Raw genomic sequence first — 12,596 nt, 5'->3', positions numbered from 1 at the left:
GTGTCACCCTAGACGCGCACAATAGGTGACATGGTTGCAACGATGGACGCTCGGACCCAGGCTGAGATCTCTGCCAGCCCGTGGTACGTCGCCGCTCACCGCGGCCGGGACGCGATCAATATCCAGGAGTTCTCGAAGCTGCGGACCGGCCGGCGCCTGATCTCACGCTCGTGGAACGGCTTCCGTCTGTTTGAGGAGCCTGCCTACATGGTGAACTTCGGCTACGCCCACCTCTACCTGCCGTGGGAGGTCTGGCAGGTAACCCCGATACGCGTACGGGGGTACGAGCCGATGCTGCACCACGAGGCACGCCAGATCCGTGCACGCGGGCTCCAGGTGGTGCGGCGCATGCCACCCGGGTTTGAGTTCGGACCCAATGGGTCGAACGTCCGTAGGCTCGTCGAGCAGCTCGCCCAGGCTCAGCACCCGCCGAGCGACCGGCGACCGCCCGCGGACTACGAGATCGCCATGACCTTCCTCGAAGATCAGCGTCGCCCGGGCAGCTGGCTGCACGATGCCCGGGTGTCGCTGGCCCACACCTATCTTGACGTTCTTACATCGGGCTCTGCCACCGGTCCGATCGGGCGCTGGGACCGCCACACCCCGGCAAAACTCCCGGCGCACACGCTGATCGACGCAGCTGTCGCCGGCCTCGCAATACCTGAGGCGGTCACCCGGCACTGGGGCCTGGACCAGGGTGGTGAGGCAGGCTCTGCTGCTCAACGATTCGAGCAGTAGGCGTCACGCCCTACGGTGCAGAATCCGCGCGAGCATCCCCCGCGATGCCGGTGCGCCCACCGTAGGGCGAAATTCCTCGATCGTCGCCTGGAGCTGTGCCACCGTTAGCGGCTCCCGTACTGCGACCTGCACATAGTGGTGGCGGATTCCGCTGTCCAACAGTAGTTTTGCGACCTTGGCGCGCCACAGCCCGGTTTCGTCGTAGACCTTGGCGGCCGAGTGATACGGCCTGCTCGCATCGACCGTTGGCGCGAGCGGTATGAGTGCTGAGACTAGCGAGCCTGCCAGCCCCGACGCAGCGGCCACCTGATCCCCGCTGAGCAACTCAGCTCCTCCCGATGTCACGGCTTCGAACGTAAACGGTGCGCTGCCTGCCAGTCCATCGGCAGAGCCGAATCCGTTCGTAAATCGCCGCCAGCTCGACCACGCCCGGCGCACCCGCCCGGTCATCACTGTGGGGGCGGATCCCGCCACCGGCCGCCGTTGTCGATCAGTTGCAGAGCTATGGCGCGATCGAGCCACCGGGGCGGCACGGGCTTTCCGAGCGAGGCCTTCACGACATCGATGGCCGGGCGGGAGAAATCGGCCTCGTTGAGCTTGAGAGTGATCCGAGGGGCTCGCAGCAGGTCCTTCTGGCGTTGATTGTCCGAAAGCTTGCCGTTGGTTCGGTCCATCGGATCGAACATGTCGATCAGCCCGAACTCCTGCAGTTCGTGGCGCGCCGAGAACGCCTCAGGCGAGAGCCCGTACCACTGCCAGCGCACCAGCTGAGGCAGAGCGACCCCTGCCTCGTCGGCGTCCTTGCGGCTGCGCGGCCGTTCGGTCTGCGCCGCGACGGCTAGCAGTGTCGCCATCTCCTCGTTGGTGAGAACCAGGTGCCAGCCCGCCATGAAGAAGCCCGCCGGCAGGGTCAGCGAGTCCGCAGCTGACGGGACGAAGTAGCGGGACCGCGACCGGTTCTCCTGGTAGAGGGTGAACCGGTCGAACCTGCGCTCGCTCTTGCGGGCACCCACGCGTACGAGGTCATGCTCGGCGAGTTTGGTCAGGGCCCGGGTCATGCGCAGGTTGAGTTCACGATTCGATGTGTCCGGGGCCAGCAAGCCGGACAGCTCGCTCCAGCCGCCGACCCCGTTGTTGGGACGCCCGTTCTTCCATCGTGCGCCGGGCTCGAATTCCAGGTGAGCGATGTAGAGCAGGCTCAGATACACCTGCAGGGCGTTACTGGGCCGGTGGATCAGCTGAGTCAATGGCGGCCTGGTGTCGACATCTCCCCTGACCGTCTTGAGCCGGGGATCGGTCTCCCGGCGCGCCCGGGCCGTGCCGAGCCGTACGAAGCGCCGGCGGATCCGGATGTCGGGCTGATCGCCGTCGTCCAGCGTTGCGTACTTGTCGGTGGCACGCCTGATGGCATCCGTCCGTTGGCCAAGCTGTTCCCGGCGCCGTATCCGCACGCTGCGGGCCTCTGCGATGGCCACCGTGGTCTCCTGGTCCAGCTTCGCCATCTTCTTGGTGGCGGCTCGCACGGCGTCCATGCCGATGCCGAGCTGGAGGCGTCGAGAACTCATAGGGTATGTCCTGGCGGGGTGTGTGCTGGCGGATAGTACATGGACATGTAAGAGGTTAATGTACGAGCCGCCACCGGCTACCCTGACACCCGCCAGCAGCTACCCTCTCCTGGGGAGAAATTCGGTGTCGATTCGGCGCAGCATGCGTGCATGGCGAAGCATGACAACGAGCCGAGCGAGTTCGAGCGGGTGGCTCGCGCGGGCTGGATGGTGACACTGCGGTACCGGCTGCTGCTGGCGACCCAGCCGCCGTACCGTCCGGCTAAATGGCGGTGGGCAGCAGGTGGCGCTTCGGCCGCCATGGCCGCCGCGGGCGTCATCACCAAGCTCGGGTGGTTCTAGTGCCCAACAGACGCACCGTAGGTGGAGGTGAAACGGATCGCTCGGCGGCCGACTGGCACGACTGGGCGCCGGTACGCTATCTGCACACATGTCCTCTGATCGGCCGCTTCGATTGCCCGACCCGATGCTGGCCACCCTGGGGCCTCCGCCATCGGGCGACGGCTGGGCTGTGGAATACAAGTGGGACGGGTTCCGCGGCCGCTGCATCATCGAGCCATTCGCAGTAAAAGTGTTCTCCCGCAACGCAGCCGATGTGTCTTCTCTAGGGGTGAGACATGCTCGGTGCACAGCATTGCAACCCCTTCTATGAGACAGCCATTGAAGACGTGGGCTTCGCGAAGCGGTACCACGTGCACCACAGTGTCGTGGACGCTCGCAATTGGCGTCCATGTTCATGCCTACAACGGCGGTACGAAGACTCCTCTCCGCGAGTGAGACACGAACGTCGCTGCCCTTATCCGCGCTCCAAAGCCTGGTCGAGGGCCGTGGTCAGATCTTCGTAGCTGCGCGGTTGGATCCGCTCGTCGTTGATGAAGAACGTGGGGGTTCCCTGCACGCCGAGGGCGGTGCCGTCATCGACGTCGAGTTGGATGCGTTCCAGGGTGGCGGGGTCGTTATAGGTGGCGTCGAAGGCTCCCATGTCCAAGTCCAGCTGTTGTGCGAAGCCGCGGAACACGTCGTCAGCGGGAGTCTGTTGCTCGCCCCACTGGGCTTGTGTCTCATACATTTTGCGGTACATGGCTTCGAGTTGGCCTTGCTGAGCGGCAGCTTCCACCGCGCGTGCGGCGCGTTCGGCGTTGAAGTGCGAGCGCAGCGGGAAGTAACGCAGCACGAAATTCACCCGGTCGCCGTACTCGGCGCGGAGCTGCTCGATGGCGGGATAGAGCGCCCGGCAGCCTTCGCATTCGAAGTCGAGGAACTCAACGAAGTAGATATCGCTGTCGGGCACCGAGTTGAGCCGGTGACTGTTTTCTCTGACCGTCTGACCGGCTGGTGACCCGTCAAGTGCAATGTCGGGAGTTGAGCCCGCGTCGCGGACGGAGAGAAACACCACGGTCCCCACGGTGGCGACCGCGATGACGAAAAGCGTGAGGAGCACGCGGGTGTTGGCCAGGATCGAGCTGAGGCCTTTCATCTTCATATCAACGTATTTTAGTATATGAATATGGCCGAGCCGCTCGATACCTGCGATCTTCTGTGTTTGGACCTGCTCCACGCGGAGGAGATCCGCGCCGCGGTGCCCGACGGCGCCACTGTGCAGGCCGCCGCCGCAGCTGCGCGTGGGTTGGGGGATGGCACTCGGCTGTCCATTGCGGCCGCGTTGGCCACTGGCGAGGAACTGTGTGTCTGTGACATGGCCTGGGTGGTCGGGTTGTCTCAAGGTCTGGTGTCACACCATCTGCGCCAGCTCAAGAATGCGTCCCTGGTGTCCTCGCGGCGCCAGGGGAAGTTGGTCATGTATCGGCTGACCGAGCGGGGTCGCCAGTTGACGGCTTCGGTGCTGACCGGCGTGGCCGCGGTTGCTGAAGGAAGTCCGTTGTCGACTTCCAGGCGGAACGTGAAAAGCCTTGGCCAGCAACGCAATGCAACTGGTCTCGGCGGCATTCCTGCTGTCGGTGACCGATCTCCGACCGCAGGACAGGAGCCAGTGTGATGCCAAGGATCAGTGCGCAGGCCCGGCTGGTGTATCGACGCGAGATGGAGGCGGCCAGGAAGGCCGACGATGCGCTGGTGCGGTGGCGACATCTGGAGCGGGCTCACATCGTGTCGCAGCCAGATCCGTGGCTGCACACCTGCAACCACGCCGCCATGCTGGTGTTGGCCGTGCGTCAGCGCGATCGCCGCGAAGCACTCGGGCAGGTGCTGCGCCTCATTGTCGCCGCCCCCGGGTCGATGAGCGGTCGGTATCCCGTCGGCAACACCGGCCGCGTCACGGCAGGGCTGATGACGCCGATGCCCATTCCCGACGATCTCGCCGCAGCCGTCACCAGTAGATGAGCGCCGCCACGGCGACCGGAGACGCCAGGCTGGTATCCCCCGTGGAGGTGTCAGGGCTCGGTGGTGAGCCGGTCGAGTAGCGGCCGTAAATCTTCGGCCAGGAGTGCCATGAGGTACACCGCCGCGACCCTGTGCTGGCGGTCCAGGACCATCGTGGTGGGCACCACGCTGGTCGGATAGTTACGTCCCAGGGTGATCAGGCTGCGCATTGCTGGGTCGAAGATGGAGGGATATTGCACGTTGCGGTCGGTGACGAAATCGCGTGCAGTGTCCCGGTTGTCGCGGACGTCGATGCCAAGGAATTGCACGCCCCGATCGCGGTACTCGGTGTACACCGTTTCCAGTTCCGGTGTTTCGGTGCGGCAGGGCGCACACCAGGAGCCCCACACGTTGATCACGACGACCTTGCCGGTGAAATCGGACAGCTGGATCGGTTCGTCGGTGAACAGATCGGGTCCGGTGAGATCGCCGATCGTGCCCCGTGTCGAGGGTGGGTCGTAGAAAATCGCGGTTTGGCCGCCGGGTGAGACGAAGTCGAAGGTGCCGCCTTGGGCCACGGCATCCTCGCCGGTGGTGCAGCCGGTGACCGAGGCTGCGGCGACGACAACGGCTGCCACGACGGCGATACATCGCCTGAGGCTCGGCACGAAAATTCCTTTCGATGACCACGTTGTCGCCGATTGCACCGCCGGTGTTCCTGGCTGCCTAGTTTTCAAAGGCGAGGCCGCTGACCAGGATGAAGATGCCCAGTCCGATCAAGACGATCGGGAACAGGACGTGTTCCCAGCGTTCGAGGACTTCGGCGATCGGGCGGCGGGTGGCGACGAATCGGGCGGCGAGGACGAGGACCGCGACGAGGGCGAGGAAGACGATGCAGTAGGCCACCACGGCCGCAGGTCCCACGCTTAAGAAGACCGGAACGTAGACCCCGATGTTGTCTCCGCCGTTGGCGAAGGTGACTGCTGCGACGGTTAAGACACCGACGTTCTTGCCGGCCACCTTGTCGTCGTCGTCATCGTCATCGTTGCCACGCCAGGCTTCCCAGGCCGCCCACAGTCCCAGGGCCAGGGGTATGAGCCCGAAGTACGGGATGACCTCCGGGGGGAGGAACGCTCCAGCACCCAGTGTCACTAGCACCGCCGCGCCCAGAATCCCCGCAAATCCGAGGTATTGGCCTGCGGTGATCCGGGCCGTGGTGCCGCGTTGTCCCGCGCCGCGGGCGAAGAACAGCGAGAGCACGATGATGTCGTCGATGTTGGTGACGATGAACAGGCCGATGGCGGGCAGAACCGACGACACGATCATGCGCCTGCCCCCGTGTCTGCGGTGTCGTTTACCCGCCCATAAGTCACCACGCCGGTGGTCACGACGGCGCGCCGACCGGCGCCGCGCGAGTGGGGCTGGCTGCCGGATCGGCCGGCGCGCCGGCCAGCGGTGTGCTGCGTCCGGCCCGCACACCGTTGGCGATGACCACGATCTCGGCAAGTTCGTGGACCAGCACCACGGCGGCCAGCCCGAGCACCCCGAACAAGGCCAGCGGCACCAACGCGATGATCAGGCCCAGAGACAGGCCGACGTTTTGCAGCATGATCCGCCGCGCCCGCCGGGCATGGCTGAACGCTTGGGGAAGGTGGCGCAGGTCTTCACCCATCAACGCCACGTCGGCGGTTTCGATGGCCACGTCGGTGCCCATCGCGCCCATCGCGATCCCCACGTCGGCGGTGGCCAGCGCGGGAGCGTCGTTGACGCCATCACCGACCATCGCGGTGGGGCGCTGAGCCCGGAGCTGTTCGATCAGCCGCGCTTTGTCTTCGGGGCGCAGCTCGGCGTGCACGTCCTCGATCCCGACATCGCGGGCCAGCGCCGCGGCGGTGGCCGTGTTGTCGCCGGTGAGCATCGCCACGTGATAGCCGTCGCGGCGCAACCGGGCGACCACCTCGGCGGCCTCAGGCCGCAGCTCGTCGCGCACGGCGATGGCGCCGATCACTTCGCCGTCGTCTTCGACGAGGACCGCGGTGGCCCCGGTCCGCTGCATGCGGGCGACGTCACCGGCGAGCGGGCCGGGGTCCAGCCAGCCGGGGCGGCCCAGGCGGATGGTGTGCCCGTCGCGGTGGCCGGTGAGCCCGGCGCCGGTGACGGCCTCGACGTCGGTGGCAGGGGTGACGTCATCGACGGCGGCGAGGATCGCCGCGGCCAGCGGGTGCTCGCTGCGCGCTTCCAAGGCGGCCGCCACATCCAGCACCTGGGCGCGGGTGGCGCCGTTGGTGGCGGCCACGTCGATCACGGCGGGCCGGTTCGCGGTGAGTGTGCCGGTCTTGTCCAGGGCGACGCCGCGGATCTTGCCCAGCCCTTCCAGTGCCGCGCCGCCCTTGACCAGCGCACCGAGCTTGCTGGCGGCGCCGATGGCGGCCACCACGGTGACCGGCACCGAGATCGCCAGGGCGCACGGTGAGGCGGCGACCAGCACCACCAGGGCCCGCTCGATCCAGGTGGCCGAGTCGCCGAGCAGGCTGCCGATCACCGCGATCAGCGCCGCGACGATCATGATCCCGGGCACTAGGGGTTTGGCGATGCGATCGGCCAGGCGTTGGGAGGCGCCCTTGCGGGACTGCTCGGCCTCCACGATGCGCACGATGCGGGCCAGTGAGTTGTCCTCGGCGGTGGTGCTGACCTCCACCTCGAGTGCCCCGGTGCCGTTGATCGACCCGGCGAACACCTCATCACCGGGCCCGACCTCCACGGGAACTGACTCGCCGGTGATGGCCGAGACATCCAGCGCGGTGCGACCGTGGCGGATGATGCCGTCGGTGGCGACACGCTCACCGGGCTTGACCAGCGTCCGGTCACCAATCTGCAAATCCGCAGGCGCGACGGTCTTTTCGGCGCCGTCACGCAGCACGGTGGCCTCGTCGGGGACCAGCGACAATAGCGCGCGCAGTCCGCGGCGAGTGCGGGCCAGCGAGTACTCCTCCAGTCCCTCACTGATGGAGAACAGGAAGGCCAGCATGGCGGCCTCACCGACCTCGCCGAGGATCACCGCGCCCACCGCGGCGATGGTCATCAGCGTGCCGACCCCGATTTTGCCCTTCGCCAGCCGCTTCAGGGTGGACGGCACGAAGGTGTAGGCGCCGGCCAGCAGCGCCACCGCTTCCAGCGCCAGGACTACCGGCTCGGCGGCGTCGAGGAACCCGGCGATCACCGCTGCCAGCAGCAACACTCCCGAGAGGGCGGCGAACTGCAGTTCTTTGATCTGCCAGAGCCGCTCGGGCTCGCGGTCCTGCTCGTCGGCGCCGCGGGGTTCGCCGTTGCCGCAGCCGCATGCATCGCTCATCGGCGGGTCTCCTGCGTACCCCTCGTCGCGCCGGTGCGGGCGCGGGTGCCGTAGGTGGGGCACAGCGCCACCTGGTTGCCGGTGGCGGCCAGCAGGGTTTCGGCCGAGGCGAGCAGATCGAGCAGCTCAGGGCGGGTCAATGAGTAGAACACCTGCCGGCCTTCGGGGCGGCCGCTGACCAGGCCGCAGTCCCGCAGGCACGCCACATGAGCCGACACCGTGGATTGCGCCAACCCCAGCTCCCCGATCAGGTCGACCACGCGGGCCTCCCCGTCGGCCAGGCGGCGCACGATCGCCAACCGGGCCGAGTCGGAGAGGCTGTGAAACAGTGCCACCGCGGCATCCAGATTCGAACTCCCCGAGGCGCTGCCGGTGAGGCAGCCGTCCGCTTCCACCTTATTCATCGCCATATGACGATGATAGCCGGTCAGCAGCGATACTTCGAGGCCGGGTCTGGGACCGACGTCTCCGCCGCGCCGTTCGTCGTCGGGGCCATGGACTTCACGGCGCAGCCGCCGTTGTGGGTGAACGGGTAAATCATCTGGCGCAGGTAACTGCTGGGGTAGTCGGGCTTGGCGGCCATGCCCAGCTGGGTCGAGTCGAAGCGGCGGGTGGGGTCGTAGGAGAAGGTGCGCATCAGGTGGTCCCACACCAAGGTGAACAGCCCGAAGTTGACATCACCGATGCCGGCCCATTTGAGGTGGTGGAAGCGGTGGCCTTCGTTGAGGGCCAGCACGTACTTCGCCGGGCCGATGCGGTAGTCAGCGTTGGAGTGCTGCAGCAGCAGCTGGATCGCCACCGCCAGGGCCAGAGCGGAGGCCACGTCGACGGGCAGCCCGATCAGGATCAGCGGTGCCACCCCGGCGGCCATCTCCACGGTTTGGTGCAGCGGGTGTTTCATCAGACCGTTGAGGCCGTAGAAGCGGGTGATGCTGTGGTGCACCGCGTGGAAGCGCCACAGGAACCCGACTTTGTGGCTGGCCAAATGCACCACGGTGATCCCGAAATCGGCAACCAGGACCGCGGCCAGGACTTGTGCGACGAATGGCCAGCTGTGCGGCCACAACTGGGGTGCCGGGACGATCGCGGCCAGCAGCGGGATGGCGGCGACGCTGGCCAGGATGAGGGTTTCGTTGACCGCGACGTGGATGCGGTCACGGGTGCTGTCGGCGCGGTCGTGGTTCCACTGCGGGTCATACGGGATGACCCGCTCCACCACGAACGCCGTCGCGATCGCGGCCGCCAGAATGATCAGCAGCCAGTACTTCGGTGCGCCGGCGGCGGCCACGGCGATGCCCGCACCGTTGAGGCCGATCAGCAGGAACGGCACGTAGCCGTAGCGGGCCACCGCCTGGACCGCAGTGATCACCCTCGTCAATGGCGGAGAAGAAGTCGTACCCATGCCCTGAATCGTCGCGGCCACCGCCGCGACGAGGCTTGAATGATTCGGCTACCCGCTGTCGAGATCCCAGGACACGTGTCGGCTCAGCACCGAGGGTGGCAGGCCAAACATCTCACGGGTGGTCCGGGTCAGGTGAGCGCTGTCAGCGAACCCCGCCCCGTGCGCGGCGCCGGTCAGATCATCCCCGGCCTGCACGCGGATGATCGCGATCCGTAACCGCGTCCACAGCACGTACCGCCGCAGCGGGATGCCGACCTGCTCGGTGAACAGATGCGTTAACCGGCTCGCCGAAAGGCCAACCAGGGCAGCCAGTTCCGTGCCGCTGACCGGTCCCGCCGCCACCAGGTCGGGCAGCAGCCGCAACGCGTCATCGATGGCGGGATGCCGCACCGCGGTGCCGTTGTCGGCCGTGGCGGGCGCCAGGTGCGCAATCAGCTCGTCCACCACCGCGGCCAGCGCGCGTCGACGGGTCGAACTCAGCACCGGGGTGACGATCCACCCGGACCGCACGGCACGGGAGTGTGCGGCCTGTCCCGGCGCGGACTCCGGCTCCAGGAACACCACCGTGCCCGCCTGGGCGCCGACCTCGATCCGGTGCGGCGCGTCGGCGGGCACGACCACCTTCGTTCCCCGGTGCCGCGCGCCGTGATCATCGAGCACCGTCAGCGCCGTTGTCGCGGTGATGACCTGCACCGCATGGTGAGCGTGAGCATCGGTGGAGCCGATCGACCCCGCGAAAGCCAACACCCCCGGCCGCAGCAGCGCCGCCCCACCCCAGCGCGGTCCGGCCGCTGCATCACCACCACGCCTATTCATCGTCACTAAACGATGATAGCGTTCGCCATAGATCGTTTATGGGCGATGCCACCGATGAAGTCCGATCATCCGGACGCTGTGGCGGCCTCGGCCTTGTGAGTGGAAGGAGTCCTGCGAGTGTTGATGAATCGAGCGGAAACAGCCCTGATTAACTCGCCGCCTCGGCGCTGGCTGCAACGCCTCTATGAGGTGCCGGTACTGCTGAGCTTCGGCGGTCGGCTTCCCCCAGGCAGCAGAGCCCTCGAAATCGGCTGCGGATCGGGCTACGGCTCGCAGCTGATGCTGCAGCGCTTCGGCGCCGCGCAGGTCGACGCGATCGACCTGGACCCGGCGATGATCGCGCGGGCCCAAGCCCGGCTCGCCCCCTACCGCGACCGGGTGCACCTGGCCACCGGCAGCGCCACCGATCTGCGGGCCGCGCTCAACGCCGACGACGGCAGCTACGACGCGGTGTTCGACTTCGGGATCATCCATCACATTCCCGACTGGCGCGGCGCGGTCGCCGAAGCCGCCAGAGTGCTCTCCCCCGGTGGGCGGTTCTACTTCGAAGAAGTCACTTCACACGCTCTCAACCGCCCCACCTACCGGCGGTTGTTCGACCACCCCACCGAGGACCGGTTCACCGCCGAGGACTTCCTCGACCAGATAGGCCGACACGGCCTGGTCATTCTCGGATCGGTGACCCGCATCCAGGGCGACTATCTGCTCGGCGTTGCCGCCAAGCCGCTTCCGGGCCGTCGCTGATGGCCGCCGCGGCGCTGGCCCTGTTCGTGGTCATGATGCTGCTCGCCGGGGCGCTGCGCACCCTCATCCAGCGCCGCCGCACCGGTGACAGCGGCAACCGGCGCACACTGTCACCGCGCGGCTCGCTGGGCTGGTCAGCACTCACCGCCACCGACCTCGGCTACCTCATGGTCGGTGTCGGCGGCCCGCTGGCGCACTGGCTGGGACTAACGCCCATAAGCACGCTGCAGCACCCTTCCATTCACGTGCTCGGCGTGGTCCTGGCGGTCCTCGGCATCCTGGCCACCTTCGGCGCGCAGATGGCGCTGGGCGCGTCCTGGCGCATCGGAGTGGACCGAAGTGAACGCACCGCACTCGTTACCAGCGGCCCGTTCCGGTGGGTGCGCAACCCCATCTTCACCGCGGTGCTAGTCACCCTCCTCGGCCTAGTGCTCATGGTTCCCAACCCCGTCGCACTCATCGGCTGGGTCATCGCCCTCACCGGCATCCAAACGCAAGTACGACTGATCGAAGAGCCCCACCTCCACCGTGCCCACGGCGAGACCTATACCCGCTACGCCGCCGGCGTCGGACGGTTCCTGCCCGGCCTGGGGCGCCTCCGTATCCGGTCCGCGTGACCATCGGAACGCACAAGTCTTGGCTCGCATGAGCGCGCGGACTGAAAAGGCACACTGGTGAGGTGAAGCGGCCCAGGACCGATATTCGAACACCGGTGCCGCCGGCACCGATGTTGGCTACCGCGGGACAACCTCCGGTGGGTGATGACTGGATCGTCGAGCCCAAATTTGACGGGGCTCGATGCGCTGCGCGGATCGGCGGTGGGCGCGCTGAGTTATTCAGTCGCCAGGCCAACAACGTGTCGGCTGCCTTTCCCGACGTGGTGTCGGGGTGCTCGGCATCGAGCGGACGTGACGTCATTCTCGACGGTGAGATCGTCGTGTTGGACGACCGGACGCGACCCAGTTTCCAGCTGCTTCAGCGGCGTTTGCCCGTGGCAAGGCCTCCACAGTCGCTGCAGCGCCGCTTACCCGCGCGCCTGGTGGTCTTCGATGTTCTGCACTTAGACGGCCATGACCTCACGAGCCTCCCATATCGAGAGCGTCGCGGAATCCTTCAGGATCTCGATTTCGCCGTAGCCGCGCCCGCGCTGTCGATGTCGCCGGCCTGGGCTGGGCTAGATGGGCGCGACGTCCTCAAAGCCATGGTCGATGCTGGGATGGAAGGTGTCGTGTGCAAGAGGGCCGGCTCCTCTTACTGGTCGGGTCGGCGGAGTCGGCAATGGATCAAAACGCCCTACCGCCATAGCGGCCATTTTGTGGTCGGGGGCTACGCCGCCTCAGCAGCGGGTGCAGTAAACGCATTACTGGTCGGCGCGTACGACCAAGCCGGCCACTTGACGTATTGCGGAACCGTCACTATCGGGTTCACCGACCGTGCACGCCGCGACATGGGGGCGGCACTCGCTCAATTACGCCGGGTGGTTTCACCTTTCAGGTCCGTTGCTACCTCATTGGATGAGAGCCGCATATGTTGGGTTGAGCCGCTTGTGGTGGGACGCGTCGAATTCCGCGAGTACACCGGTCGGCTACGACACGCGGCGTGGAAAGGCGTAGTCGCTGTCGATGCCGACGCTGTATGCGTGCCGGCCCTGACCTAAATC

15 protein-coding genes and 1 pseudogene are annotated in these 12,596 nt (G+C 66.8%); 7 read left to right on the top strand and 9 right to left on the bottom strand.

All coding sequences use genetic code 11. The annotated features are described in order from the left end of the window. Positions 1-42: 42 nt before the first annotated feature. Positions 43-738, top strand: a complete 696-nt coding sequence (locus ACNUDN_RS30625; protein WP_419125585.1) for a hypothetical protein — start codon at positions 43-45, stop codon at positions 736-738. 3 nt (positions 739-741) lie between these two features. Here ACNUDN_RS30625 and ACNUDN_RS30620 read toward each other — a convergent pair whose 3' ends face one another. Then, positions 742-1,083 (bottom strand): hypothetical protein, encoded by a 342-nt coding sequence (locus ACNUDN_RS30620; RefSeq protein WP_419125584.1) that lies wholly within the window; start codon positions 1,081-1,083, stop codon positions 742-744. A gap of 104 nt (positions 1,084-1,187) precedes the next feature. Beyond that, positions 1,188-2,303 (bottom strand): hypothetical protein, encoded by a 1,116-nt coding sequence (locus ACNUDN_RS30615; RefSeq protein WP_419125583.1) that lies wholly within the window; start codon positions 2,301-2,303, stop codon positions 1,188-1,190. Positions 2,304-2,453: 150 nt separating this feature from the next. Here ACNUDN_RS30615 and ACNUDN_RS30610 point away from each other — a divergent pair, with 150 nt between their 5' ends. Continuing rightward, on the top strand, positions 2,454-2,645 hold the full coding sequence (locus tag ACNUDN_RS30610) for a hypothetical protein (RefSeq protein ID WP_094295391.1): 192 nt from the start codon (positions 2,454-2,456) through the stop codon (positions 2,643-2,645). A gap of 454 nt (positions 2,646-3,099) precedes the next feature. Here ACNUDN_RS30610 and ACNUDN_RS30605 read toward each other — a convergent pair whose 3' ends face one another. After that, positions 3,100-3,786: a DsbA family protein gene (locus tag ACNUDN_RS30605; RefSeq protein WP_419125582.1), complete on the bottom strand. Its 687-nt coding sequence runs from the start codon at positions 3,784-3,786 to the stop codon at positions 3,100-3,102. Between the two features lie 24 nt (positions 3,787-3,810). Here ACNUDN_RS30605 and ACNUDN_RS30600 point away from each other — a divergent pair. Beyond that, positions 3,811-4,170 (top strand): annotated as a pseudogene (locus ACNUDN_RS30600) (ArsR/SmtB family transcription factor); the annotation flags it as partial. 128 nt (positions 4,171-4,298) lie between these two features. Further along, positions 4,299-4,643 carry a DUF3703 domain-containing protein gene (locus tag ACNUDN_RS30595; RefSeq protein WP_070356074.1) on the top strand — a complete coding sequence of 115 codons (345 nt, stop codon included), beginning with the start codon at positions 4,299-4,301 and terminating at the stop codon, positions 4,641-4,643. Positions 4,644-4,693: 50 nt separating this feature from the next. On the opposite strand, the gene ACNUDN_RS30590 is transcribed toward ACNUDN_RS30595, so the two are convergent. Genes ACNUDN_RS30590 through ACNUDN_RS30565 form a run of 6 tightly spaced genes read right to left on the bottom strand, consistent with a single transcriptional unit; the run spans position 4,694 to position 10,192 of the window. Continuing rightward, positions 4,694-5,290, bottom strand: a complete 597-nt coding sequence (locus ACNUDN_RS30590) for a TlpA family protein disulfide reductase (protein ID WP_419125581.1) — start codon at positions 5,288-5,290, stop codon at positions 4,694-4,696. Positions 5,291-5,348: 58 nt separating this feature from the next. Beyond that, on the bottom strand, positions 5,349-5,948 hold the full coding sequence (locus tag ACNUDN_RS30585) for a cadmium resistance transporter (RefSeq protein WP_062660276.1): 600 nt from the start codon (positions 5,946-5,948) through the stop codon (positions 5,349-5,351). Between the two features lie 58 nt (positions 5,949-6,006). After that, positions 6,007-7,974, bottom strand: coding sequence for a heavy metal translocating P-type ATPase (locus ACNUDN_RS30580; protein WP_419125580.1), 1,968 nt, complete (start codon positions 7,972-7,974; stop codon positions 6,007-6,009). Continuing rightward, complete coding sequence (locus ACNUDN_RS30575; RefSeq protein ID WP_201029645.1) at positions 7,971-8,384, bottom strand: ArsR/SmtB family transcription factor; 414 nt, start codon at positions 8,382-8,384, stop codon at positions 7,971-7,973. The genes ACNUDN_RS30580 and ACNUDN_RS30575 overlap by 4 nt, the downstream gene beginning before the upstream one ends. Before the next feature lie 17 nt (positions 8,385-8,401). Next, the gene (locus ACNUDN_RS30570) at positions 8,402-9,376 is read right to left on the bottom strand and encodes a sterol desaturase family protein (protein WP_062660283.1); all 975 of its coding nucleotides are present in this window, start codon (positions 9,374-9,376) and stop codon (positions 8,402-8,404) included. Between the two features lie 48 nt (positions 9,377-9,424). Continuing rightward, positions 9,425-10,192: a helix-turn-helix domain-containing protein gene (locus ACNUDN_RS30565; RefSeq protein ID WP_419125625.1), complete on the bottom strand. Its 768-nt coding sequence runs from the start codon at positions 10,190-10,192 to the stop codon at positions 9,425-9,427. Between the two features lie 123 nt (positions 10,193-10,315). On the opposite strand from ACNUDN_RS30565, the gene ACNUDN_RS30560 reads away from it, so the two are divergent. From ACNUDN_RS30560 to ligD, 3 genes are all read left to right on the top strand, one after another. Further along, complete coding sequence (locus ACNUDN_RS30560) at positions 10,316-10,936, top strand: class I SAM-dependent methyltransferase (RefSeq protein ID WP_419125579.1); 621 nt, start codon at positions 10,316-10,318, stop codon at positions 10,934-10,936. After that, positions 10,936-11,553: a methyltransferase family protein gene (locus ACNUDN_RS30555; RefSeq protein ID WP_419125578.1), complete on the top strand. Its 618-nt coding sequence runs from the start codon at positions 10,936-10,938 to the stop codon at positions 11,551-11,553. Before ACNUDN_RS30560 ends, ACNUDN_RS30555 begins: the two co-directional genes overlap by 1 nt. A gap of 62 nt (positions 11,554-11,615) precedes the next feature. Next, positions 11,616-12,593: a non-homologous end-joining DNA ligase gene (gene ligD / locus ACNUDN_RS30550; RefSeq protein WP_419125577.1), complete on the top strand. Its 978-nt coding sequence runs from the start codon at positions 11,616-11,618 to the stop codon at positions 12,591-12,593. The last annotated feature ends 3 nt before the right edge of the window (positions 12,594-12,596 follow it).

The organism is Mycobacterium sp. smrl_JER01, from assembly GCF_048513595.2.
GTDB lineage: Bacteria > Actinomycetota > Actinomycetes > Mycobacteriales > Mycobacteriaceae > Mycobacterium.
The sequence above is the reverse complement of the archived record's forward strand: the minus strand, read 5'-3'. Positions and strand labels throughout refer to the sequence as shown.